A 22,749-nucleotide genomic window follows, 5' to 3' on the forward strand; every position below is an offset into this window, starting at 1 on the left:
CCGGTCGGTCCTTACCGACCGTCACGTGCGGCTCTCCGACCCTGTTCGCCCTCCCTACTCGCGGGTAGGGTGTGGCCACCCTCCCCGGGGCGCTCCCCGCGGAGACCACCCCGAGAGAGACGAGAGCGCGCATGACCGAGCAGAGCACCGCCCCCCGGGTCGCCGTCGTCACCGGCGCCGCCCGCGGCCTGGGCGCCGCCACCGCCGTGCAACTGGCCGCCGACGGCTACGCCGTGGCCGTCCTCGACCTGGACGAGACCGCCGGGAAGGACACCGTCGACCGGATCACCGCGGCCAGCGGCCGGGCCCTGGCCGTGGGCGCCGACGTCTCGGACGCCGACCAGGTGCAGGCCGCCGTCGACCGGGTGGCCGCCGAACTCGGCGCCCCCGTCGTGCTGGTCAACAACGCGGGCGTGCTCCGCGACAACCTGCTCTTCAAGATGTCCGAGTCCGACTGGGACACGGTCATGAACGTCCACCTGCGCGGGGCCTTCCTGATGACCCGCGCGGTGCAGAAGCACATGGTGGACGCCGGTTTCGGCCGCATCGTCAACCTGTCTTCCTCCTCCGCCCAGGGCAACCGCGGCCAGGCCAACTACTCGGCCGCCAAGGCCGGTCTACAGGGCTTCACCAAGACTTTGGCCATTGAGCTGGGCAAGTTCGGCATCACCGCCAACGCCGTGGCGCCCGGCTTCATCGCCACCGACATGACCGCGGCCACCGCCGCCCGGGTCGGCATGGACTTCGAAGACTTCAAGCGGGCTGCGGCCTCCCAGATCCCGGTCCAGCGGGTCGGTCTGCCTGAGGACGTCGCCCACACCATCTCCTTCCTCGCGAGCGAGGGCGCCGGCTTCGTCTCCGGGCAGGTGATCTACGTCGCGGGCGGCCCCCTCGACTGAGCACGGAACCTACACAGGGTTACCACGGAGTGGGAAGCCGGCCGCACCGGCCTCCCACTCCGTTTTCTTTACCGGGGCTTTTGCAGAATCATTCGAACACCACACTGGCATTCGATCCGAGAATCGCGGAAATCACTCCCCGGGCGGACCTCTCCCCGCCAATTGTCGATTTCACGGGAAAATGACAAATCCCTCCGGAATAGCCCCGGCCGGATGGGTAAGGTCACCCCCGTGCAAGCCCCGAGTACCCCCGCGCCCTATCCCAACCAGGGGCCGGAGCAGCTCACCACCACCCACCGCGAGCGCCCGAGCCCCGAACGAGTCCACCGCCGCGAGCCCGGCTGGCCGCCGATGAGCCGCCGACAGGCCGCCCTGCTCGCCGTGACCTGCGTCGCCTACCTGCTGGTCCTGGCCGGTGTCCTGCTCAACACCGCCCTGGTCGACCTCGACTGGTCGGTCCGACTGTTCCGCCCCTACGACCACTGGCCCAGCCTGGAACCGCTGCTCGACACCTGGGTGGTCGCCGGGCAACGCGGCCCGTCCGCCATCGCCGCCTTCGTCTGGCTCGGCTGGCGCGCGCACAGGCTGGGGCGGCTGCGCCCGCTGCTGGTGATGGCCGTCGCGCTGCTGCTGCTCAACGTCACGGTCGGCGCGGTCAAGATCGTCACCGGCCGGCTCGGCCCGCACTACGCCCAGTACGTCGGCTCGCCCGAACTGTTCTCCGGCGGCACCATCTTCCCGTCCGGTCACACCGCCAACGCGGTCGTCACCTGGGGCGTGCTCGCCTACCTCGCGGTCCGCTGGCGGCGCACCGGCGCGGTGATCGCCGCCGCCACCGCCTGCTCGATCGGCCTGACCACGCTCTACCTGGGCACCCACTGGGTCACCGACGTGCTGGCCGGCTGGGCCGCCGGACTGCTGGTACTGCTCTCGCTGCCGCTGCTGGAGCCGCTGGTCGTCGCCGCCGAGCAGCGGTTGGCCCGGCGGCCGGGCCACTGAGCCCCGCACGCCAAGACCACCGGGAGGGCGGCCCTACCCCTCCCAGCTGCGCTCGACCACGCCGTCGCGCACCGCGAGGTTGAGCCGGCCCTCACGGTGGTCCATGGTCATCATCGCCCCCGGCTCCAGCACCCGGACCGAGGCCCAGCCGTGCCGCCGGGCCAGCTCCCGGGCCCGTTCGATCCGCAGCCCCGCGTAGCCCTCGGCGTCCGCCGCCGCGTCCGACCCCGTCATCGCGTCTCCCCCGCTCTCCCCCACGGACGTACGCTGGAATCGTAGCCCCCACCCGCGCGGCCCGGAGGTGAACGGCCATGCGCACCACCACCCCGCGACGACCGTGGCGCAGCGGCACCGAACCGGCCACCGCCCGCAGCGACCTCAAGCTCCGCTACCTGCTGTCGCTCACCTTCACGCCGCTGTTCGCGCTCGCGACGGCGGGCTTCGCGATCTGGGCGGCGGCCTCCCCCGCCAACGGCGCCCCCAGCCGGGGGACCCTGACCGGCTTCGCCGTCGCCTGCGGTCTGCTCACCCTGTTCGCCACCGTCGATCTCATCGTGGTCATCCGGCGCCGCCGGACCGAGCTCTGACACGGTGTCTCCCACGGAGTGGGAAGTCGGCCCGGCCGACTTCCCACTCCCGGAGCACTCCCGCAACACTTCCGCACCGCCACCGAGCACCCACCCAGAGCCGGCTCGGAACCGGCTCGGAACCGGCTCAACGGCTGCCGACCGCCTGCTTCACCAGCGTCCGCCCGAAGTCCCACATCAGCCCGCTCCCCCGGTGAGCGTCATCCATGATGTCGGTGAAGGCGTCCACGAACCGGTCGACGTCGCGCTCCGTGATGATCAGCGGCGGGATCAGCTTGATCACCTCCAGGTGGTCACCGGACACCTGGGTCAGGATCCGGTGCCGCTGGAGCAGCGGGACGACCACCATCTGGGCGAACAGCCCCTTGCGCGCGGCTTGCAGGGCCGTCCAGCCGGTGCGCAGCTTGAGCGACTTGGGCCGGCCGAACTCGATGCCGATCATCAGCCCCCGGCCGCGTACCTCGGCGAGCAGCTCGTACCGGTCGACCAGCGCGGCCAGCCGCTCGCGCAACTGGTCGCCGACCTGACGCGCGTTCTCCACCACCTTCTCCTCGCGCATCACCTCCAGGGTCGCCAGTCCGGCCGCCATCGCCTGGGCGTTGGCGCCGAAGCTTGCCGAGTGCACCAGCACCCGGTCCATCGAGGAGTACACCTTCTCGAAGATCCAGCTCTTGCCGAGCGTCGCCCCGACCGGCACGTAGCCGCCGGAGAGCGCCTTGGCCGCGCAGACCAGGTCGGGCAGCACGCCCTCCTCGTGCTGGTAGGCGAAGAACTCGCCGGTACGGCCGATCCCGGTCTGCACCTCGTCGCAGATCAGCAGCGCCCTGTGCTCGTGCAGCAGGGCCTGCGCGGCGCGCAGCCAGCCGGGCGGCGGCGCCAGGACGCCCTTGCCCTGGATCGGCTCGACGATCAGGGCCGCGACGTCGCCGCGCCTCAGCTCCTTGGCCAGCGCGCCGAGGTCGCCGAGCGGGATGGCGGTGTCCGGCAGCAGCGGGTCGAAGCCCTTGCGGAAACCGCTCTCCCCGTTGACGGAGAGCGAGCCGGTGGTCAACCCGTGGAAGGCGTGGTCGGCGTACAGGACGCGCCTGCGGCCGGTGGCGTACCGGGCGAACTTGAGCGCGGTCTCCACCGCCTCGGTGCCGCTGTTGCCGAAGAACACCCGGTCCAGCCCGGGCGCGTACGAGAGCAGCCGCTCGGCGAGCAGCCCGGGCAGCGGCGAGCAGTCGAAGCGGACCAGGTCCGGCAGGTCGAGGTCCATCACCTGCTGGATCGCCGACCGCACGACCGGGTGGTGGCGGCCCAGCGCGAAGATGCCGAAGCCGGCCAGCATGTCGAGGTACTCGTTGCCCTCGGCGTCGTAGAAGTACGGGCCCTTGGCGCGCTCGTAGTACTTGTCGAACCCGATGGTGTGCAGCATGCGCGGCAGCTGCGGGTTGAGGTGGCGGCCGTGCAGCTCGTACCGCTCGGTGCCGCGTTCGGCGATCAGCGCGGCGAGGTCGAAGCTGGCGGCGGCGGTGCGGTCGGGGTCAGCCGGCATGGCGCTGGTTCGCTCCTCGGTTCGGTAGCAGGTTCTTGGCGAAGACGGCGGTCTGCGCGGCGACTCCGGTGCCGGTCAGGCCGGTCTCCTCCAGGATCTCCCCGCGGGCGGCGTGGCCGAGGAACTCCTGCGGCAGGCCGAGCACCCGCACCGGCACGTCCACGTCGGCGTCGCGCAGCGCCTGGGCGACGGCGGCGCCGACGCCACCGGTGCGGCCGTTGTCCTCGACGGTGACGACCAGCCGGTGGGCGGCGGCCAGTTCCGGCAGGGCCGGGTCGACCGGTTTGACCCAGCGGGGGTCGACGACGGTCGCGGTGAAGCCCTCGGCGAGCAGCAGCCGGGCGGCGTCCAGGCAGGCGGCGGCGGTGGTGCCGACCGCGACCAGGAGGATCTCCGACGGCCGGCCGGTGCGCAGCAGGACGTCCATCCCGCCGATCCGCTCGACGGCCGGCACGGCGGGCCCGATGGTGGCCTTGGGGAAGCGGACCACGGTGGGGGCGTCCGCGACCTCGACGGCCTCGCGCAGCTGGGCCCGCAGCTGGTCGGCGTCGCGCGGGGCGGCGAGCCTGAGGCCCGGGACGACTTGCAGGATCGACATGTCCCACATGCCGTTGTGCGAGGCGCCGTCGCTGCCGGTGACCCCGGAGCGGTCGAGGACGAAGGTGACACCGAGCCGGTGCAGGGCGACGTCCATCAGGACCTGGTCGAAGGCCCGGTTCAGGAAGGTCGCGTAGACGGCGACGACCGGGTGCAGGCCGCCGGTGGCGAGGCCGGCGGCGGAGGTGACGGCGTGCTGCTCGGCGATGCCGACGTCGAAGGTGCGTTCCGGGAAGGCCTTGGCGAAGCGGGCCAGGCCCACCGGTTGGAGCATGGCCGCGGTGATCGCCACCAGGTCGGGCCGCTCGGCGCCGAGCGCGACCAGCTCGTCGCCGAACACCGAGGTCCAGGACACTCCGCCGCTGGGCGAGATCGGCAGGCAGGTGTACGGGTCGATCGGGTTGACGGCGTGGAAGCGGTCGGCCTCGTCCTGTTCGGCGGGCCGGTAGCCGCGCCCCTTGACGGTGAGGCAGTGCACGATGACGGGGCCGCCGAAGTTGCGCGCCTGGCGCAGCGCCTGTTCGACGGCGCCGAGGTCGTGGCCGTCGATCGGCCCGAGGTACTTCAGCCCGAGGTCCTCGAACATGCCCTGTGGCGCGAAGGCGTCCTTGAAGCCCTTCTTGGCCCCGTGCAGCGCGTCGAAGATCGGCTGGCCGACGAGCGGGGTGCGCTGCAGCGCGCCCTTGCCGAGGGCGAGGAAGCGTTCGTACCCCTGGGTGGTTCGCAGGGTGGCCAGGTGGTTGGCGAGGCCGCCGATGGTCCTGGCGTAGGAGCGCTCGTTGTCGTTGACGACGATGACCAGCGGCCGGTCGGGGGCCTCGGCGATGTTGTTGAGCGCCTCCCAGGCGAGCCCGCCGGTGAGCGCGCCGTCGCCGATCACCGCGACGGTGTGCCGGTCGTGCTGGCCGAGCAGTCGGGCGGCCTTGGCGAGGCCGTCGGCGTAGGACAGGGCGGTGGAGGCGTGCGAGTTCTCGACCAGGTCGTGTTCGGACTCGCCGCGCGAGGGGTAGCCGGAGAGCCCGCCCTTCATCCGCAGCCGGGAGAAGTCCTGGCGGCCGGTGAGCAGTTTGTGGACGTAGCTCTGGTGGCCGGTGTCGAAGACGATCCGGTCGTACGGGGAGTCGAAGACCCGGTGCAGGGCGATGGTCAGCTCGACCACGCCGAGGTTGGGCCCGAGGTGTCCGCCGGTGCGGGTGACGGCGTCGATCAGGAACGCGCGGATCTCGTCGGCGAGCAGCGGGAGTTCGACCGCCGGAAGCTTTCGCAGTTCGGCCGGGGACGTGACGCTGGAGAGCAGTGACATGGGTACACCTCACGACTCGGAGTGGTGCGGTGGTGCCGCCGCCCGCCGGGAGCGGGGCCGGCCCGGGCGCGGGGCCCGGGCCGGACGGGGTGTCCTCGGGAGCGGTGGCGCGGTCGAACGACCGGCTCAGTGGCCGCGGTTGGCGCCGATGGTCTCGGTGATGGCGCGCAGCGACTCCTTGAGCGAGCCCATGGTGGCGAGTACGGCGGTCGGCTCGTAGCCGCAGTGCGCCATGCAGTTGGCGCAGCGCGGGTCCTTGCCGCGGCCGTACTTGCTCCAGTCGGTCTTCTCGACGAGTTCGCGGTAGGTGGGCACGTAGCCGTCGGCCATCAGGTAGCAGGGCCGCTGCCAGCCGAACAGCGAGTAGTTGGGGATGCCCCAGGGAGTGCACTCGAAGTCGGCCTTGCCCTCCAGGAAGTCCAGGAAGAGCGGGCTGTGGTTGAGCCGCCAGCGGCTCCGGTTACCGCCGGCGAAGGCCTTGCGGAAGAGCTCCCGGGTCTGGTCGACGCCGAGGAAGTGCTCCTGGTCGGGGGCCTTCTCGTAGGCGTAGGCCGGGGAGATCATCATCTCGTCGACCTTGAGCTCGTCGTTGAGGAAGTCCAGCACCTCGATGATGGTCTGCGGGGTGTCGGTGTTGAAGAAGGTGCTGTTGGTGGTGACCCGGAAGCCGCGCCGCTTGGCCTCCTTGATCGCCGCCACCGCCTCGTCGAAGGTGCCCTCCTTGGCCACCGACTCGTCGTGCCGCTCGCGCATGCCGTCGATGTGCACGGCGAAGGTGAAGTACGGCGAGGGCTTGAACTTGTCCATCTTCTTGCGCATCAGCAGCGCGTTGGTGCAGAGGAAGACGTACTTGCGGCGCTCGACGAGCTGGCGGACGATCTCGTCGATCTGCGGGTGCATCAGTGGCTCGCCGCCGGCGATCGAGACCATCGGGGCACCCGATTCCAGGACCGCGCCGACCGCCTGGGCCACCGGCATCCGCTGCTTCAGCACACCCGCCGGGTGCTGGATCTTGCCACAGCCCTCACAGGCGAGGTTGCAGGCGAACAGCGGCTCCAGTTCGACGATCAGCGGGAACTTGTCCCGGCGCTTGAGCAGCTTCTGCTGCATGAGGTAGGTGCCGACCCGCACGGTCTGGCGCAACGGCATGGCCATGGCTAGCTCGCCTCCTGGGGGAGCGTCGAGGATGTGGGGTGGTTCAGGTCCGCGGGGCCGGGCCGGGACTCCTGCCGGTACCAGTCGACCAGGGCGGGTACCGCCGCCCGCAGGGTCCGCCAGGCACGCACCCCGGCCGGGAGGGTTCCGAGCCGCAGAAGTTCGCGCTCGGGGGTGTCCACGACCACCCGCAGGACGGCGGCGGGCAGCGTCGGCCGCCGTTCCCGCAGCGCGGCCAGCACGGCGGCGGCCTCCATGTCGACGGCGAGCGCGCCCTGGAGGTGCAGGGCCCGCCGTTCGAGGCCGCGGACGACGTGGTCGGCGGTGTGGTGCACCCCGGCGTGCGCGGTCAGGCCGAGCTCCTTGAGGGCCCTGGCGAGCTCCGGTCCGGAGTCGACGGGGTACAGGTGCCCCTCCGCGTCGCGCACGCCGTCGGCGACCACGATGTCGCCCGGCAGCACGCCCGGGCCGACCGCGGCGCCGAAGCCGGCCACCACGACCGCGCCGTAGCCGCCGGGGGCGGAGCCGAGCAGCCGGCGGACGGTCAGCGCGGCCCGCCGCCGGCCCATGCCGGTGCGCACCAGCACCGGCGGCCCGCCGGCCGCGCCGCGCCAGTCGCCGCCGCGCAGCGCCCAGACCTCGGGGCCCAGCGCGCAGAGCACCAGCAGCGGTGCGGTGGTCACCGCGCCGCCCCGATCGTCGGGGTGTCGCCGTTCCTGCCGCCGAAGGCGGGGCTGCCGTGCAGGTAGCGGCCGAGCGCGGTGACCGGGAAGACCAACCGGTACAGGTGGTAGTTGATGGAGAAGTCCCACGGGAAGCCGGTGCCGGTGAACTGCGGCTCGTCCCAGGTGCCCTCGGGCAGCTGGGTGCGCACCAGCCAGTCCACGCCGCGTTCCACCGCCGGGTTGGCCCGGCCGTCCGGGCCCTCGCCGGCCGCGAGCAGCGCCATCAGCGCCCACGCGGTCTGCGAGGCGGTGGAGTCGCCGCGCCCGGCCCAGCGGGCCGGGTCCTCGTAGGAGCGCATGTCCTCGCCCCAGCCGCCGTCGGTGTTCTGCCGGTCCTCCAGCCAGCGGACGGCCCGCCGGATCGCCGGGTGCTCGTCCGGGACGCCGGCCGCGACCAGGGCGGGCAGCACCGAGCCGGTGCCGTAGATGTAGTTGGTGCCCCAGCGGCCGAACCAGGAGCCGTCCGCCTCCTGGTTGTGCAGCAGCCACTCGACGCCGCGCCGGGTGCGCCGGTCGCGGGCCCGGCCGGTCTCGGCGAGCATCTCCACCACGTGGGCGGTGACGTCGGCGGACGGCGGGTCGACCACCTCGCCGAAGTCGCAGAACGGCAGCTTGTTGGGCAGCGTGCTGGTGTTGTCGACGTCGAAGGCGCCCCAGGCCCCGTTCTTGGACTGCATGCCGAGGTTCCAGAGCACGCCGCGGTCCATCGCCGCATCGACCTTGGCCGGGTCGGGGTGGTCGACCCGGCCCAGCGCGAGCACCACCTCGGCGGTGTCGTCGATGTCGGGGTAGGTGTCGTTCTCGAACTCGAAGGCCCAGCCGCCGGGGGCCAGCGAGGGCCGCTGGACGGACCAGTCGCCGTCCTTGCGGATCTCCTCGCCGAGCATCCAGTCGACGGCCGAGACCAGCGCCGGGTGGTCGGCCGGCAGCCCGGCGTCGACCAGCGCGATGGTGGCCAGGCAGGTGTCCCAGACCGGGGACTGGCAGGCCTCCAGCCAGCGGCGGCCGTCCTCGGTGTGCACGGTGAAGCGGTCGAAGGAGGAGAGTCCGGCCTTCATCACCGGGTGCTCCAGCTCGTAGCCCTCCAGGTGCAGGGCGATCAGCGAGTACACGGCCGGCGGCTGGATGCCGCCCCAGCAGCCGTCGGCCTCCTGCCGTTCGACGATCCAGCGGCAGGCCTGCGAGACGGCGAGACGGCGCAGCGGGCGCAGGGCGCGGTGGTGGTAGGCGTGCAGGACCTTGTCGAGGCGCTCGAAGAGGCCGTCCCAGCTGGTGGCGGGGGCGAGCGGCCGGTCGGGGTAGGGGTGGTCCGGGTCGGTGTGCAGCTCGGTGAGCGGGAAGGGCGCCGGACGGACGGGGCGGTGGGCCGAGACGACGGTCAGCGGGACGATGGTCTGGCGGGCCCAGCAGCCGAAGGCGTAGATGTTCAGCGGCAGCCACTTGGGCAGGAAGATGATCTCGGGCGGCATCTCGGGGAGCCGTTCCCACGGCCACCAGCCGAAGAGCGCGAGCCAGATCCGGGTGAAGACCCGGGCGGCCGCGATGCCCCCGGCGGAGCGGACGTACCGCGCGGCGGCCACCATGTGCGGGGCCTCGGGGTCGTCGCCGGCGAGTTTGAGGGCGACGTACGCCTCGACGGTGGTGGACAGTTCGGCCGGCCCGCCGTGGAAGGTGGCCCAGGTGCCGTCCTCCCGTTGCTGGGACCGGATCCACTCGGCGGTGGCCTTGGTCTGGTCCTCGGTCCGGATCCCGAGGAACTGCCGCAGCAGTAAGTCCTCGGCGTCCATCGTGACGTTGGTCTCCAGGTCGCCCTTCCACCAGCCCTCGGAGCTCTGCAGCGAGAGCAGGTGGGTGGTGGCACGGGCCAGGGCCTCCTGCGCGTCGGCCGCTCCGAGGTCCGCCTCACCGGCCGGCCGGAGCTGGTCGGTGTCTTCGGGCTGCCACCGCCCGGCGCCCAGCAGGGTCGGGGGGCGGTCGCCCACCGCGACCGGCTCGGAATCGTACTCAGGGTCGAGCCGGCCGTCCGCGGTTGCTGTCAACGTAACGTCACCTCTCTCGTACCACCACGAATTCGGCGAGTGCGACGAAGTGCTCGCGCACCTCGTCGGACATGGGCACCTCGTCCAGGGCGGCGAGGGCAGTCGTGTGCTGGCGGCGGGCTTCCTCCTGGGTCCAGGCGCGGCCGCCGGCCTCCTCGATCAGCGCGGCCCGGGCGGCGAGCTCGGGCTCGCCCTCCTCGCCGCGGCCCTTCGGGTCGGCCAGCTGCTCGGCGAGCCGGCGCGAGGCCGCGCCGCCCTCGGCCAACGCGGCGGCGACCGGCAGGGACTTCTTGCGCTGGCGCAGATCGCCCCAGTGCGGCTTGCCGGTGACCTCGGTGGCGCCCCAGATGCCGAGCAGGTCGTCCACCGCCTGGAAGGCCAGGCCCAGGTGGTGGCCGTAGCGCTCGAGCGGTTCGGAGACCTTGTCGTCGGCCCCGGCCAGGACGGCGCCGATCGCCGAGGCGGCCGCCAGCAGCGCCGCGGTCTTGCCGCCCTCCATCTCCAGGCACTCGGCGACGGTGACGCTGTCGCGCTGTTCGAAGGCGACGTCCATGGCCTGGCCGTCGATCAGTCGGCGGGTCGCCGTGGTGAGCAGCCGGACGGCCCGCGCGGCGTCGGTGGGGCTCGTACCGCCGGGCACCGCGGCGTCGAGCAGCACCTCCGTGCCGAGCGTCGCCAGGGCGTCGCCGACCAGGATCGCCTGAGCCGGACCGAAGACCGTCCAGGCGGTGGCCCGGTGCCGCCGGGTCTCGTCACCGTCCATCAGATCATCATGGAGCAGGGAGAAGTTGTGCACCAGTTCAACCGCGACCCCACCCGGCACGCCGACCTCGGCGGCGGCGCCGGTGGCCCGGGCGGAGAGCAGGGCCAGGGCGGGGCGCACGGCCTTGCCGCCGTCGCCCTTGGACGGGGTGCCGTCCCGGTCGATCCAGCCGAAGTGGTACGCGGCGACGGTGTCCATCGGTGCGGCCAAACGGGCGACGGCGGACCGTAGCGGCGGGGTGCAGAGCGTGCGGCTGCGGGCCAGCAGCTCCGGCACCGAGACCGGTTCGGCGTGCGCCGTGCCTCCGACGGCGATGCCGGTGCGTGACTCCACGTGCGTTCCCTCTCCCTCGTGGTGCCGGACCGCCCGGGGCTGCCGGGTGCTTGCGCTGTCGGTGCGGCTGGTGTCGATGTGGCCGGTGTCGGTGCGGCTCGGGTCGGTGCGGCTGGTGCCGGTGTCACCGCTGTCAGTGCCGCCGGTGCGGCCGGTGCGGCCGGTGTCGTTCCCGGCGGTGCGGTCGACGGGAGGCCCGCCGGCTCTGGCGGGGTCCCCGGCGGCGCCCGCCGTCACCGGGGCCACCTCCCGTCGCCCCGGTCCACCGGGAGCCGGCCGCCGGCCGCGGCGAGCGCCGCGTCGGCCGCGGCGTGGCCGCTGCGCACGGCCCCCTCCATGGTCGCGGGCCAGCCGGTGGCCGTCCACGCGCCGGCCAGCAACAGGCCGGGGACGTCCGTGCGGGCCGACGGGCGCAGCAGCGCGCTGCCGGGCGCCGGGTCGAAGGTGGCGGTGCGCTCACGGGTGACGAAGAAGTCCAGCACCTCGGCCCCGGCGGCGGCCGGGAGCAGCCGCGCCAGCTCCGGCAGGTACCGGCGGCGCAGCTCGGCGACCGGCAGGTCGATCTCGTCCTGGACGGCGGACTGCGAGAGCGCCAGGTACTGGGCGCCGGGGTGGGCCCGGCCGAGCCCGGTGCCGGCCAGGCCGGAGTGCGCGGTGCGGTCGAAGACCCACTGCACCGGGGAGCCGAGGGCGGCGAAGAACGGCCGCCGCAGCACCTTGCGGTCGTAGACCACGTGCACGTTGAGGATCGGCGCGGTGCCGAAGTCGGCCAGCCGGTCCTGGCCGGGGAGGGCGTTCGGGGGCAGCAGGGCGGCCGCGCTGTCCTGGGCGCCGGCCAGCACGACGGTCTCGGCGGCGAGCGGCTCCGCGTCGCCTTCCAGATGGACGGCGTGCTGGGGCACCGCCGGCTTGAGCTCCGCGACGCGGGCGCGCAGCAGCACCTTCACGCCGGCGCGTTCCAGCTCGGCGAGCGCCCGGTCGTGGTGGATCACCCCGAGCGGGACGGCGGCCGTGCCGATGTCGGAGGCGCCCGGGTCGGAGAGCAGGCCGGTCTTGAAGACCATCGCCGCCAGCGCCAGCGACACCTGGTCGGCCCGGGCGTTCAGGGTGGCGACGCCGACCAGGTCCCAGAGCGCGGCGAGGGTGTTCGCGTTCTGCCCGTTGCGGCGCAGCCACTCGCCGAAGGAGATCTCGTCCAGTGCCGGGTCGGCGAGGTCCAGGCCCTGGAGCGCCAGCGCGCCGCGGACCACCCGGGCGCGGTCGGCCGGCCCGAGGTGCGGGTAGCGGGCGAGGCTGCCGGCCAGGTGCAGCGGGACGGGCAGGCCGGCCCGGCGCAGCCGCCCGAGGGTGCGCACCGGGGCCGCGTCCGGCCCGGAGACGGAGAGCACCGGGACGTCCAGCCGGTCCTGCAGGTGGACCAGCCGGGCGGCGCCGAGCCGCTCCAGCAGGCCGCGGTAGGCGGTGCAGCAGCGCAGGTACACGTGCTGGCCGTTGTCGACGGTCAGCTCGCCGCGCTGGAAGGAGAACGCCAGCCCGCCGAGCCTGGGCCGCCCCTCGACCAGCGTGACCCGGTGGTCGGCCTCGGCCAGCCGCAGCGCGGCGGTGATCCCGGCCAGGCCGCCGCCGACCACCACGGCGGCCGGGCGCGCGGCATCGGCTCGCCCGGTCATCGGCCCTCCCCCTCGCGATTGCTGGACCGCCCTGCGGCGGTCGCTCCGGCCGGCACGCTCGTGACCGGCCCGGTCGTGGTCAACACTGCCCTGCCCGCTTGTGATTCCCCGCTGACACAGCGTGACAGAACTGCGGTGAGAATCAAGAACGCCCCCCGGCGAGCCCGGAAAGCGCGACGTACGCCTTCTCCCAGCCCGGCAGCGAGACCCGGCCGCGCAGTACGGACTCGGGGTCGGCGGCGATCCGGCCGAGCAGCCGGTGGTAGATCCCCGCCATCGCGGCGGTGCAGGCCCGGCTGCGGCGGTCGAGCATCGGCAGCAGCCGCAGGCCCTCCTCGAAGGCGGCCTGGGCGCGGGCGGCCTCGAAGGCCACCAGGCCGGTGAAGTCGGCGCCGACCGGCGGCCTGGGCAGCGCGAAGCCCTGCTCGCAGCCGAACCGGGCCAGGTCCTCGGCGGGCAGGTAGGTGCGGCCGTTCAGGGCGTCCTCGCGCAGGTCGCGCAGGATGTTGGTGAGCTGCAGGGCCAGGCCCAGGGTGTCCGCGTAGCCCGCGCCGCGCTCGGGGTCGTCGCAGCCGTACACGCCGAGCGAGAGCCGGCCGACCGAGCCGGCCACGCAGCGGCAGTAGACCTTCAGTTCCTCGTAGGTCTGGTACTCGGCGCCCTTGAGGTCCATCTCGACGCCGTCGATCAGTTCGTCGAAGCCGCCGAGCGGGATCGGGAAGCGCCGGGCCGCGTCGGCCAGGGCGACCTTGATCGGGTCGGTGTCGTCCTCGGCGACCGCCCCGGCGCGGACCTCGTCCACCAATTCCCGGGTGCGCACCAGCGCCTCGGCCTTGCGGTCGGACGGGAGGTCCCCGTCGCCGATGTCGTCGACCCGGCGGGCCAGGGCGTACAGGGCCGACATGGCCAGCCGCTTGGGTTCGGGCAGCAACCGGATGCCGTAGCTGAAGTTGCGTGCCTGAAGTCCGGTGACTGCCTCGCAGTACCGGTACGCCGCCATGACCTGGGCCGACGCCAGTGGTGATGCCGCCACTCGGGCGTTCACCTTCCCTTCGCGAAGATGGCCGCCGCCTTCGCTGCGAGGCGGCGCTTGTCAGGCTTCGCCTGCTGCGCGAGCACGTCGTACCCGGCGTCCTCGATGGCCGCCAGGGCCGCGTACCCGCCGGCGGTGAATCCCGCCAGGAGCAGTCGAAGCCTCCCCCGAACCGTACCTACCAATGGCGCGCCGCGGTCGAGCAGGGTGCGGGCCCGCTGCACCTCGAAGGCGATCAGCTCGCGCACCGGGCCGCCGGCGGTGGGAGCGGCGAGGTCCGCCTCGGTGACGCCGAACCGGGCGAGGTCCTCGGCGGGGAGGTAGATCCGCCCGTGGGCGAGGTCCTCGGCGACGTCCTGAAGGTGTTCGACCACCTGGAGGGCGCTGCAGATCGCGTCGGACAGCTCGATCCGCTCGGGGGTGGAGACGCCGGCGATGGCCAGCACCAGGCGGCCGACCGGGTCGGCGGAGAGGGTGCAGTAGCCGATCAGGTCGTCGTAGCCGGCGTAGCGGGTGGTGGTCTGGTCCACCCGGTTGGCCTCGATCAGGCGGCGGAACGGCTCCGGGGTGAGCCCGTGCCGGTCGACCAGCGGCACGAGGCTGCGCAGCAGCGGGTGGCGGGGGCCCTCGGAGGCTCCCGGGTGGAGCGCCGCCTCGAAGACCCGGTCGAGATCGTGCTCCAGTCCGTCCAGCAGTGCGAGGCGGAAGGCGACCTCCTGCGGAGTCGGCGGGCCGGACTGGGCCGAAGGGGTGGCGGGAGGCGTGGCCTCGACCCCGAGCAGGGCGGCGGTGGCGGCCGGATCGGCCAGGTCGCCGTCGCCGGCGTCGTCGACCAGCCGGGCGTAGCCGTAGACGGCCATCAGGTCGTCGCGCCAGGCCGCGGGCAGGAAGAACGGGGCGACCGGGAAGTTCTCCGCGCCCGCCTTGTCCAGGGTCTCCCCCGCGGAGCGGTTCACCGACGTATCTCTGGGCTGGGCCGAAGCCGACACTGCTGTCACTCCCCCGTTCTACACCGCTGGGCATCACCGGCCCGACTCGGACACGCGTCCGAGCGGGGGCGCCACCTCCGGCACACCGCCCCCGCGCATACAGCCTGACACCACGGGGCGCGCCGGAGAAGAGCGCCCCGCCCGGCGCACGGGGGCGCTCACCCCCGCGGCGGCGGGCCACCCGGGGTACCGGCGGGGGCGCACGAACAGGGGGCCGGCCCCGGAAACCCCGGAACCGGCCCCCTGGACGGCCTGCGGTTACGGGCGCTCGCCGCGCTCGTAGCGGCCGACGACCTCTTCGGTCGGGCCGTCCATGATCAGCTCGCCGGCCTCGATCCAGATCGTCCGCTCGCAGACCTCGCGGATCGAGCTGTTGTCGTGGCTGACCAGGAAGACCGTACCGGCGGACTTGCGCAGTTCGTCGATCCGCTTCTTGCTGCGCTGCTGGAACGCCTGGTCGCCGGTGGCCAGCGCCTCGTCGATCAGCAGCACGTCGTGGGTCTTCGCGGCGGCGATGGCGAAGCGCAGGCGGGCGCCCATGCCGGAGGAGTACGTGCGCATCGGCAGCGAGATGAAGTCGCCCTTCTCGTTGATGCCGGAGAACTCGACGATGTCCTGGTAGCGGCTGCGCACGTCGGCCGGCGCCATGCCCATCGCCAGGCAGCCGAGGATGACGTTGCGCTCACCGGTGAGCTCGTTCATCAGCGCCGCGTTCACGCCCAGCAGCGAGGGCTGGCCGTTGGTGTAGATGCCGCCCTTCTCGGTCGGCAGCAGGCCCGCGATCGCGGCCAGCATGGTCGACTTGCCGGAGCCGTTGGAGCCGATCAGGCCGATCGCCTCGCCCTTGTAGGCGGTGAAGCTGACGCCGCGCACGGCGTGCACCTCGCGCACGCCCGCGGAGCGCTTGCGGCTGATGATGCGGCTCAGCGCCGAGGTGGCGCTGCCCTTGCCGGAGCCGGCGCCGTGCACCCGGTAGACGATGTGCACGTCGTCGACGACGACGGTGGGCTCGCGGGCGACGTCCGCGTCCCGGATGGTGTCCAGCTTGCTCAGTTCGACGTCAGCCACGGCCGTACTCCTCCTCGGCCTTCCAGAAGAAGACGTATCCGATCACGAACATCACGACCGCCCACCCGATGCCGTAGGTCCACTGGTGGAGCGGGAGTTCCTGGTGCTGGGGCTGGTGCTTGTTGTAGATGATCGGCGCGAAGGCGTGCCGCAGCAGGTCCATGTAGACCGAGGCCGGGTTGAGGGCCATCAGCGTCTGGATGTACTTGGGCCACTCGTGGATCTTGTCCTGGATGCTGAACATCACGCCGGACAGGAACATCCAGGCCCGCATCACGAAGGGGATCAGCTGGGAGATGTCACTGGTCTTGGAGCCGAGCCGCGCCATGACCAGGGCGATGCCCGTGTTGAACATCATCTGCAGCACCAGGGCCGGGATGATCAGCAGCCAGGTCCGGCCCGGCTTGATGCCGCTGACCAGCACGGTGCCGACCAGCACCACCATCGAGATCAGCAGCTGCTGGAGCTGGATCACGGTGAACGCGATCGGCAGCGAGGCCCGGGGGAAGTGCAGCGCGCGGATCAGCCCGAGGTTGTCGGCGATCGCCCGGGTGCCGGACTGCACCGCGTTCTGGGTGAACTGGAAGACGAAGACGCCGATGCAGAGCCAGGCGATGTAGGTGTCCGGCGGGAAGTTGTCCTTGCTCTTCAGGATCACACCGAAGACCAGGTAGAACACCGCGCAGTTCAGCAGCGGCGTCACGACCTGCCACAGCTGGCCGAGCTTGGCGTCGGTGTACTGGGCCACCAGGCGGGCGGTGGCGAAGGCCCAGATGAAGTGGCGCCGGGCCCAGAGCTGCTTGGTGTAGGAGATCAGGCCGGGCCGCCTGCCGCTCACGGCCAGGCCGTACTTGTCCGCAAGCTGCTTGGGGGTCAGGCCCGCGTCCACCCCCCTGGGGGATGAGAGGCTGACGGGTTCACTCACTGTCGACACATTCGTCCTTCACGCGGGATCGGTCGGGGCGGCCGGTCGACGGGGGTCCGCCGGCCTTGCGCCGATGGGGATCCACTGGATCACGGGGAGAGTCCGGCCGGTGTGTGGTCACCGGCCGCAGCGATCGATCATTCGATCAGATGACCGGTGGCCGGCCCAGCCTGGTCAATCGCCAAACGGTACGCCATCGCATGGGCCGCCGCGGACCGCAGGGTTCGCGCCAGCCCGCCCGGAACCCGCCCCACCAGGCCTTCAGCGCCTCCGAGGAGGGGCGGCGGGCCAGGGTCAGCAGGAACCAGGTTCCCAGATAGAGAGGCACCAACAGGGCCGGAAGGTTCCGTCTGGCGAGCCAAACCCTGTTACGGGCAATGTTGTGGAAGTAGGTGGCGTGCCGGGCGGGCGAGGTCGTCGGGTGGTGCAGCACCACGTCCGCGCGGTAGTCGATGGCCCAGCCGGCGTCCGCCGCGCGCCACGCGAGGTCGGTCTCCTCGTGGGCGTAGAAGAACTCCGCGGGCAGCTGCCCGGCCTGCTCGAACACCGCGCAGCGCACGGCGGTCGCGCCACCCAGGAAGGTGGTCACCCGGGACGAGCGCAGCGGGTCGCTGGCGCGCAGCCGGGGGACGTGCCGGCGCTGGGTCACGCCGGTGTCGGGGTCCGCGATCCGGAAGGCCACGATGCCCAGCTCCGGGTCGGCGGTGAAGGCCTCGCGCAACAGGCGGGCCGAGTCGGTGCGCGGCAGGTGCCCGTCGTCGTCCAGGAAGAGGACGGCGTCCACGTCCCGGCCGTCGCGGCCGAACAGCTCGATGCCGACGTTGCGCCCGCCCGGGATGCCGAGGTTCTCCGGCAGCTCGACGCTGCGCACGCCCTCCGGCAGCGGCGGCAGCTGGGCGCCCTGGCCCACCACGGCCAGCTCGACCGCCGCGCCCTCCTGGGCGCGCACCGATTCGATCAGGGCGGCCAGTTCCTCGGGGCGGTTGCCCATGGTGATGATGACGGCTCCGAGGCGGAAGCTCTCCGCGTTGGTCGGGGCGCTCATCGCAGCCTGCTGGAGAGGACGATGCTCAGCAGGTGCAGCACGGTCTGCAGCATGGCGATCGCCGCCAGCGCCACCACCGCGATCCGGGTGAAGAACAGCCCGCCGTGGACGGCGTCGGCGATCCCGGCCGCGAGGATCAGCAGCGAGGCCTCGACCGCACCGACCAGGCGGTGGAACTTCAGGAAGGAAGCCGCCCGGCGGGCCTTGGCCACCGAGGACGAGCGCGGCACCGAGGCGCTGTCCTCGACCGCCGTCAGGCCGCTGCGGGCCCGGGCCACGTCCACCAGGTCCGTCTCGGACTTGATCAGGATCGCGCCGAGCGCGGCCAGCGTGCCCAGGAACGCCCACTCCCAGTGCGAGCCGCCGCCCTCGCGGTGCAGCAGGTCGGTGGCGCGCAGGCCCAGCCCGGTGAGCAGGGCCGCCTCGGACATGTAGTGGCCGACCCGGTCCAGGTAGACGCCGGTGAGCGAGGTCTGCCGGCGCCAGCGGGCCACCTCGCCGTCCACGCAGTCCAGCAGCAGGTAGACCTGGATCAGCAGGGCCCCCAGGACCGCGCCCGCGATGCCCGGCACGACCAGCGCGGCGCCGGCCAGGACGCCGGTGAACATCATCAGGTACGTCAGGCCGTTCGGCGTGATCGCCGTCACGGTGGAGAGCACGCGGGTGATCCGCAGCGAGATCCGCCGCATGTACAGGCGCCCGGCCCAGTGCTCGGCGCTGCGGCGCTGGAGCATGCCCTCCGGGTGGATCACCGCGCGCAGTTCCTCGATCGAGGGCCGGCAGGTCAGGTCCACCGGGGGCCGCTCGGCGCCCGTGGTGGAGGGGTCAGCTGTTGACGGCTTGGACATAGTCGGCGTACGCGTCCCTGATTGCTGAGGGGGAGAGGTCGAGGTGCTCAAGGATGGTGAAGCGCCCCGGGCGGGTGTTCGGAGCGTAGTGCACCGCGTCGGTGAACTCCGCCTCGGTGAAGCCGATCTGAGCTGCGGTCACCGGCAGCCCGTGGCTCGCCAGGCGCTCCACGATCAGACCGGTCAGCTCGCGCTCGCCCCGCAGGAAGCTGGCGAACGCGGCGCCGAGGCCGACCTGTTCGCCGTGCTGGGCGGAACGCTTGGGGTACAGCACGTCCAGGGCATGCGAGATCTCGTGGCAGGCGCCCGAGGAAGGCCGGGTGCTGCCCGCGATGTTCATCGCGATGCCGGACAGTACCAGGGCTTCCGCGAGGGCCGTGAGGAGGTCCTGATCCTGAGTGTTACCTGGGTGCCGCAGCAGGTTCTCGCCGGCCGAGCGGGCCATCGCCACGGCCAGTCCGTCCACCGGCTCGCCGGTGACCGCGTGCGACAACTCCCAGTCCGCGCAGGCGGAGATGTTGGAGACCACGTCGCCGATGCCGGCTGCCACGAAGCGCGGCGGGGCCTGCCGGATCACATCCAGGTCGACGATGATGCCGATCGGGCTGGGCACCCCGTAGGAGCCGCGGCCGGCGTCGTTGTCGAGCGTGGAGACCGGCGAACAGATGCCGTCGTGGGCCAGGTTGGTGGCGACCGCGACCAGCGGCAGTCCGACCCGGGCGGCGGCGTACTTGGCGGCGTCGATGATCTTGCCACCGCCGAGGCCGACCATCGCGTCGTAGTGCCCGCCGCGCACCGACTCGGCCAGGCGCACCGCGCTGTCCAGGCTGCCGTCGTCCACGTTGTACCAGTCGGCACCGGGCAGGGCCGGCTCCAGGCGTCGGCGCATCGCCGCTCCCGAGCCGTTGCTGATCGCCACCGCGATCCGGCCCGAGGCGGACAGCCGCTGGTCGGCGAGGATGCCGCCGAGCGCGTCCAGCGCGCCCGGGCGGACCTCGACGAACAGCGGCGACGGAACCAGCCGGGTCAGTACTGGCACGCGATCTCCCGCGCCTTCGCCAGGTCGTCGTGGTTGTCGACCTCGACCCAGGAGACCTCGCCGATCGGCTGCACGTCGATCCGCAGGCCGCGGTTGACCATCTCCTGGTAGCCGTCCTCGTAGTACAGCTGCGGGTCGCGCTCGTAGGTGGCGCGCAGCGCGTCGGTCAGGTCGACAGCGGCGGCGGGGTTGATCACGGTGACGCCGATGTACTCGCCGGTGGCCTCGGTCGGGTCCATCAGCTTGGTGATCCGGCGCATGCCGGCGGCCGGGTCGACGACGACCTTCATCTCCTCGTCGGCGAGCTTCTTCACCGTGTCGAGGGCCAGCAGGATGCCGGGGGCGGTGCCGGCCTCGACGAGGCGCCGGTTGCCCTCCAGCATGGTGCGCTGCACGGACGCCGGGTGCACGGTGTCGCCGTTGGCCAGCAGCAGGCCCTCGGCGAAGAGCTCGCGGGCGCACCAGAGCGAGTACGCGTTGTTCCACTCCTCGGCCTTGTCGTTCTCGACCAGGTGGAGCTTGACGCCGTACTTGCTCTCCAGGGCGTCCTTGCGGTCGTACACCGCCTCCTTGCGGTAGCCGACGACGATCGCCGCCTCGCGGATGCCGACCTCGGCGAAGTTGCCGAGGGTGAGGTCCAGCACGGTCCGCTCCCCGTCGACCGGCACCAGCGCCTTGGGCAGGGTGTCGGTGTACGGGCGCAGCCGGCGGCCGGCGCCGGCTGCCAGAACGAGGCCGATCATGCGGGGTCTCCTGATCCGTCGTGCGGTGCGCGGGGCGGTGCGCGCGGGGTGCCGGGGCACCGGCTTTCCGTCCGGCCGGGCCGCGAATCGGCGCGCCGGTGCCGCCGCGAGTGCGGGCACCGTGCCGTAAGCGATGGTAGGCGACCCGGGCGGCCGGCCCGAACGCGGCCGGGGGCTGCGAGGTGACGGGAGGGTGGCGAAGCAGTGATCGAACGCGCGGGCGAGGCGGCGATCGAACGCGATGGGAACGGATACCGAACAGTCCTGCTATTCCGATGACCCTTCCGGGAACGTATCGGGCCCATCTCTGCCCGGAATCGACCTGCCGACGGTCATGATCCGCCCGGTTGTGCGTGGGACCCGTACCCACCGCCACCCATACGGCAGACTGGAGCCCGACGCCGGCGCCGGTGCCCCCGCTGCGTCCGCTGCACCCGGTGTACCGGACGTACCCCGATGCTTCCGTTGCTCCCCCCTCCCGAAAGAGGCCCCATGCCCCAGAGCCTGCCGACCAACCCGACACACTTCGACTCCGAGATCGACACCGGTCTCGACGTCGAGACGGACGTGACGGTCGCCCCGGGGGCCTCGACCGGGACCGCCGGCGCCGGTCCCGAGATCCTGCTGGAACTGGTCGACGACGAGGGCGTCACCACCGGCACCGCCGAGAAGCTCTGGGCGCACCAGCAGCCCGGCCGGCTGCACCGCGCGTTCTCGGTCTTCCTCTTCGACCGCCAGGGGCGGCTGCTGCTCCAGCGGCGGGCGCTCGGCAAGTACCACTCCCCCGGCGTCTGGTCGAACACCTGCTGCGGCCACCCGTACCCGGACGAGCCGCCGTTCGTCGCCGCCGCCCGCCGCACCGCCGAGGAGCTCGGCATCGCGCCGGCGCTGCTCTGCGAGGCGGGCACGGTCCGTTACGACCTGCCGGACGAAGCCTCCGGGCTGATCGAGCGGGAGTGGAACCACCTGTTCGTCGGGCTGGTGACCGCGCCCGTCGAGCCCAACCCCGACGAGGTGGACGACTACGCCTTCGTGACCGCGCAGGAACTGCGGGAACTGCGCGCCGAGCGGCCGTTCTCGGTGTGGTTCGAGACGGTCTTCGAGGCGGCGCTGCCGGGGATCCGGGAGATCGCCGGGCGGGACTGGTAGACGGGCGGGACCGGTCGGCGGGCCCGCGGCGCTCAGTCGTCGGTCTCCGGGGGGACGGGCAGCGAGGCCCAGATGACCTTGCCGCCCTCCCCCGTCCGCTCCACGTCGCACACCCCGCCGGCCTGCAACGTCACGCTCTTCACCAGCAGCAGGCCGCGGCCGCCGGTCCGCCCGGTGTCGCTCTCCAGCGCCTTCGGCCGGTACGGGTCACCGTCCTCGACCGACACCCGGACCCAGCCCCGGCGGACCGCCAGCTCGGTCGTCACCTCCGGCGACAGCTTCGCCGCGTGCGTCACCGCGTTGCTCACCAGCTCCGAGACGATCAGCAGCACGTCGTCCACCAGCTCCTGGTAGCGCACCCCGGCCATCCCCTGGGCCAGCAGGCGGTCACGGACCGCGTGCCGGGTCAGCGGCACCGAGGCCTCCTCGGCCGGCACCGGGAAGCGCCACACGCCCTCGACCGGTCCGGCGGGTGCGCGTTCCGGCCCGGTGCGCCTCGGCTCGGCGCGTGCGTGCTCCGGCCCGGCGCGTCTCGGCTCGGCCTTCGCCGCCCCGCTGATCTGCTCCACGTCCAGCCGCCCTTCGTCCGCGACCCGGGGGTGTCCTCGACCCGGGAATCAGGCGTTCCGCTCATGGCGCCCTCGATCCACAGAGGCTAGGAGAGGCACCGGCGGGACCGTGGCACCGTCGACAACTTGCCCGTGTCGGACCGCTTCCGGCCGGAACGGACCGCAGCCACCGCCGGGGTCGACCGTTTCCTTCGCGCTCGCCACCACTTCGGCCGGGGTTCGCGCACCGTGGCGACCCATCCCAGCCAGCCCGACCACCCCTGCCGCCCCGGACGTCCCCCCACCCGGGGAAACGCAGGTGAGAAGCACTCCAGAACCCTGGTAATGTTCTCTCTGTCGCCGAGGGGGCGAGAAAAACCCCGAAGCACACACCCCGTCCGGGTGGCGGAATGGCAGACGCGCTAGCTTGAGGTGCTAGTGCCCTTTATCGGGCGTGGGGGTTCAAGTCCCCCCTCGGACACAACCGAATTCCCCGTGGGATCCGAAAGGAACCCGCGGGGAATTTCTTTTTCCCGGCGCGCCGCCGCCGTCCACGGGTCCTCGCGGGTTCTCCCGGATTCTCCCTGCGGACCGGGTGGCCGCCGCGGCGCTCGCGACCCCCCGCAACCGCTGTGACCCAGGCGACTTCTGCGGCTGTCGTGACCCGGAAAGCGGACACGAGATGGCAACGATCGGACAGTTTGAGCTTCCCTTGAGGTATTCGCCCCTTTTGGCCCCATAGGCTGTCTCCGTTT

General features: G+C 72.5%; 21 protein-coding genes and 1 tRNA gene. 5 read left to right on the forward strand and 17 right to left on the reverse strand.

What is annotated here, in order from left to right; genetic code table 11:
• The first annotated feature begins 131 nt into the window (after positions 1 to 131).
• Both fabG and ACIO9K_RS00235 read left to right on the forward strand, forming a co-directional pair.
• Entirely contained in the window at positions 132 to 899 is a 768-nt protein-coding gene (fabG, locus tag ACIO9K_RS00230) for a 3-oxoacyl-ACP reductase FabG (RefSeq protein WP_400325517.1), read from the forward strand.
• A gap of 231 nt (positions 900 to 1,130) precedes the next feature.
• Entirely contained in the window at positions 1,131 to 1,898 is a 768-nt protein-coding gene (locus ACIO9K_RS00235) for a phosphatase PAP2 family protein (protein ID WP_363616932.1), read from the forward strand.
• A gap of 33 nt (positions 1,899 to 1,931) precedes the next feature.
• Here the strand turns inward: ACIO9K_RS00235 and ACIO9K_RS00240 are convergent, their stop codons facing one another.
• A complete protein-coding gene (locus tag ACIO9K_RS00240; RefSeq protein ID WP_063350104.1) occupies positions 1,932 to 2,132 on the reverse strand; it encodes an I78 family peptidase inhibitor in 201 nt (66 codons plus the stop codon).
• Positions 2,133 to 2,209: 77 nt separating this feature from the next.
• Here ACIO9K_RS00240 and ACIO9K_RS00245 point away from each other — a divergent pair, with 77 nt between their 5' ends.
• Entirely contained in the window at positions 2,210 to 2,485 is a 276-nt protein-coding gene (locus ACIO9K_RS00245) for a DUF6343 family protein (protein ID WP_400325522.1), read from the forward strand.
• A 127-nt stretch (positions 2,486 to 2,612) separates the two neighbouring features.
• On the opposite strand, the gene ACIO9K_RS00250 is transcribed toward ACIO9K_RS00245, so the two are convergent.
• The 15 genes from ACIO9K_RS00250 to ACIO9K_RS00320 form a co-directional block, all read right to left on the reverse strand.
• Positions 2,613 to 4,022, reverse strand: coding sequence for an aspartate aminotransferase family protein (locus ACIO9K_RS00250; RefSeq protein WP_400325525.1), 1,410 nt, complete (start codon positions 4,020 to 4,022; stop codon positions 2,613 to 2,615).
• A complete protein-coding gene (gene dxs, locus ACIO9K_RS00255) occupies positions 4,012 to 5,922 on the reverse strand; it encodes a 1-deoxy-D-xylulose-5-phosphate synthase (protein ID WP_400325528.1) in 1,911 nt (636 codons plus the stop codon). The genes ACIO9K_RS00250 and dxs overlap by 11 nt, the downstream gene beginning before the upstream one ends.
• A 126-nt stretch (positions 5,923 to 6,048) precedes the next feature.
• Positions 6,049 to 7,077, reverse strand: coding sequence for an adenosyl-hopene transferase HpnH (gene hpnH / locus ACIO9K_RS00260; RefSeq protein ID WP_063350100.1), 1,029 nt, complete (start codon positions 7,075 to 7,077; stop codon positions 6,049 to 6,051).
• A gap of 2 nt (positions 7,078 to 7,079) precedes the next feature.
• The gene (locus tag ACIO9K_RS00265; protein ID WP_350875555.1) at positions 7,080 to 7,760 is read right to left on the reverse strand and encodes a 1-hydroxy-2-methyl-2-butenyl 4-diphosphate reductase; all 681 of its coding nucleotides are present in this window, start codon (positions 7,758 to 7,760) and stop codon (positions 7,080 to 7,082) included.
• A complete protein-coding gene (gene shc / locus ACIO9K_RS00270; RefSeq protein WP_400325533.1) occupies positions 7,757 to 9,841 on the reverse strand; it encodes a squalene--hopene cyclase in 2,085 nt (694 codons plus the stop codon). The genes ACIO9K_RS00265 and shc overlap by 4 nt, the downstream gene beginning before the upstream one ends.
• A 7-nt stretch (positions 9,842 to 9,848) precedes the next feature.
• Positions 9,849 to 10,937 (reverse strand): polyprenyl synthetase family protein, encoded by a 1,089-nt coding sequence (locus ACIO9K_RS00275; RefSeq protein ID WP_400326595.1) that lies wholly within the window; start codon positions 10,935 to 10,937, stop codon positions 9,849 to 9,851.
• A 233-nt stretch (positions 10,938 to 11,170) separates the two neighbouring features.
• Entirely contained in the window at positions 11,171 to 12,607 is a 1,437-nt protein-coding gene (gene hpnE, locus ACIO9K_RS00280) for a hydroxysqualene dehydroxylase HpnE (RefSeq protein ID WP_363616922.1), read from the reverse strand.
• Between the two features lie 142 nt (positions 12,608 to 12,749).
• A complete protein-coding gene (gene hpnD, locus ACIO9K_RS00285) occupies positions 12,750 to 13,607 on the reverse strand; it encodes a presqualene diphosphate synthase HpnD (protein WP_350875695.1) in 858 nt (285 codons plus the stop codon).
• Positions 13,608 to 13,648: 41 nt separating this feature from the next.
• Positions 13,649 to 14,629 (reverse strand): squalene synthase HpnC, encoded by a 981-nt coding sequence (gene hpnC, locus ACIO9K_RS00290; protein WP_400326597.1) that lies wholly within the window; start codon positions 14,627 to 14,629, stop codon positions 13,649 to 13,651.
• 258 nt (positions 14,630 to 14,887) lie between these two features.
• The gene (locus tag ACIO9K_RS00295) at positions 14,888 to 15,697 is read right to left on the reverse strand and encodes an ABC transporter ATP-binding protein (RefSeq protein ID WP_350875547.1); all 810 of its coding nucleotides are present in this window, start codon (positions 15,695 to 15,697) and stop codon (positions 14,888 to 14,890) included.
• A complete protein-coding gene (locus ACIO9K_RS00300; protein ID WP_363616918.1) occupies positions 15,690 to 16,631 on the reverse strand; it encodes an ABC transporter permease in 942 nt (313 codons plus the stop codon). The genes ACIO9K_RS00295 and ACIO9K_RS00300 overlap by 8 nt, the downstream gene beginning before the upstream one ends.
• Positions 16,632 to 16,767: 136 nt before the next feature.
• Positions 16,768 to 17,667 carry a glycosyltransferase gene (locus ACIO9K_RS00305; protein ID WP_363616916.1) on the reverse strand — a complete coding sequence of 300 codons (900 nt, stop codon included), beginning with the start codon at positions 17,665 to 17,667 and terminating at the stop codon, positions 16,768 to 16,770.
• Positions 17,664 to 18,401: a CDP-alcohol phosphatidyltransferase family protein gene (locus ACIO9K_RS00310; RefSeq protein ID WP_363617027.1), complete on the reverse strand. Its 738-nt coding sequence runs from the start codon at positions 18,399 to 18,401 to the stop codon at positions 17,664 to 17,666. The genes ACIO9K_RS00305 and ACIO9K_RS00310 overlap by 4 nt, the downstream gene beginning before the upstream one ends.
• 91 nt (positions 18,402 to 18,492) lie before the next feature.
• Positions 18,493 to 19,554 (reverse strand): iron-containing alcohol dehydrogenase family protein, encoded by a 1,062-nt coding sequence (locus ACIO9K_RS00315; protein ID WP_063350092.1) that lies wholly within the window; start codon positions 19,552 to 19,554, stop codon positions 18,493 to 18,495.
• Positions 19,542 to 20,297 carry a phosphocholine cytidylyltransferase family protein gene (locus ACIO9K_RS00320; protein WP_363616914.1) on the reverse strand — a complete coding sequence of 252 codons (756 nt, stop codon included), beginning with the start codon at positions 20,295 to 20,297 and terminating at the stop codon, positions 19,542 to 19,544. The genes ACIO9K_RS00315 and ACIO9K_RS00320 overlap by 13 nt, the downstream gene beginning before the upstream one ends.
• Before the next feature lie 492 nt (positions 20,298 to 20,789).
• Here ACIO9K_RS00320 and idi point away from each other — a divergent pair, with 492 nt between their 5' ends.
• A complete protein-coding gene (gene idi / locus ACIO9K_RS00325; protein WP_350875539.1) occupies positions 20,790 to 21,446 on the forward strand; it encodes an isopentenyl-diphosphate Delta-isomerase in 657 nt (218 codons plus the stop codon).
• 32 nt (positions 21,447 to 21,478) lie between these two features.
• Here idi and ACIO9K_RS00330 read toward each other — a convergent pair whose 3' ends face one another.
• Positions 21,479 to 22,006 (reverse strand): ATP-binding protein, encoded by a 528-nt coding sequence (locus ACIO9K_RS00330; protein ID WP_400326600.1) that lies wholly within the window; start codon positions 22,004 to 22,006, stop codon positions 21,479 to 21,481.
• A 384-nt stretch (positions 22,007 to 22,390) separates the two neighbouring features.
• On the opposite strand from ACIO9K_RS00330, the gene ACIO9K_RS00335 reads away from it, so the two are divergent.
• Positions 22,391 to 22,475: transfer RNA gene (locus tag ACIO9K_RS00335), tRNA-Leu, on the forward strand.
• The last annotated feature ends 274 nt before the right edge of the window (positions 22,476 to 22,749 follow it).

This window comes from Kitasatospora sp. NPDC087271, from assembly GCF_044744605.1.
In the GTDB taxonomy this organism is placed as follows: Bacteria; Actinomycetota; Actinomycetes; order Streptomycetales; family Streptomycetaceae; genus Kitasatospora.

Bases quoted from the DNA above. Each gene is read 5' to 3' on its own strand.
- fabG (WP_400325517.1), top strand. From the start codon at position 132: ATGACCGAGCAGAGCACCGCCCCCCGGGTCGCCGTCGTCACCGGCGCC.
- ACIO9K_RS00240 (WP_063350104.1), bottom strand. From the start codon at position 2,132: ATGACGGGGTCGGACGCGGCGGCGGACGCCGAGGGCTACGCGGGGCTG.
- ACIO9K_RS00245 (WP_400325522.1), top strand. From the start codon at position 2,210: ATGCGCACCACCACCCCGCGACGACCGTGGCGCAGCGGCACCGAACCG.
- ACIO9K_RS00250 (WP_400325525.1), bottom strand. From the start codon at position 4,022: ATGCCGGCTGACCCCGACCGCACCGCCGCCGCCAGCTTCGACCTCGCC.
- dxs (WP_400325528.1), bottom strand. From the start codon at position 5,922: ATGTCACTGCTCTCCAGCGTCACGTCCCCGGCCGAACTGCGAAAGCTT.
- hpnH (WP_063350100.1), bottom strand. From the start codon at position 7,077: ATGGCCATGCCGTTGCGCCAGACCGTGCGGGTCGGCACCTACCTCATG.
- hpnE (WP_363616922.1), bottom strand. From the start codon at position 12,607: ATGACCGGGCGAGCCGATGCCGCGCGCCCGGCCGCCGTGGTGGTCGGC.
- hpnD (WP_350875695.1), bottom strand. From the start codon at position 13,607: ATGGCGGCGTACCGGTACTGCGAGGCAGTCACCGGACTTCAGGCACGC.
- ACIO9K_RS00305 (WP_363616916.1), bottom strand. From the start codon at position 17,667: ATGAGCGCCCCGACCAACGCGGAGAGCTTCCGCCTCGGAGCCGTCATC.
- ACIO9K_RS00310 (WP_363617027.1), bottom strand. From the start codon at position 18,401: ATGCTCCAGCGCCGCAGCGCCGAGCACTGGGCCGGGCGCCTGTACATG.
- ACIO9K_RS00320 (WP_363616914.1), bottom strand. From the start codon at position 20,297: ATGATCGGCCTCGTTCTGGCAGCCGGCGCCGGCCGCCGGCTGCGCCCG.
- idi (WP_350875539.1), top strand. From the start codon at position 20,790: ATGCCCCAGAGCCTGCCGACCAACCCGACACACTTCGACTCCGAGATC.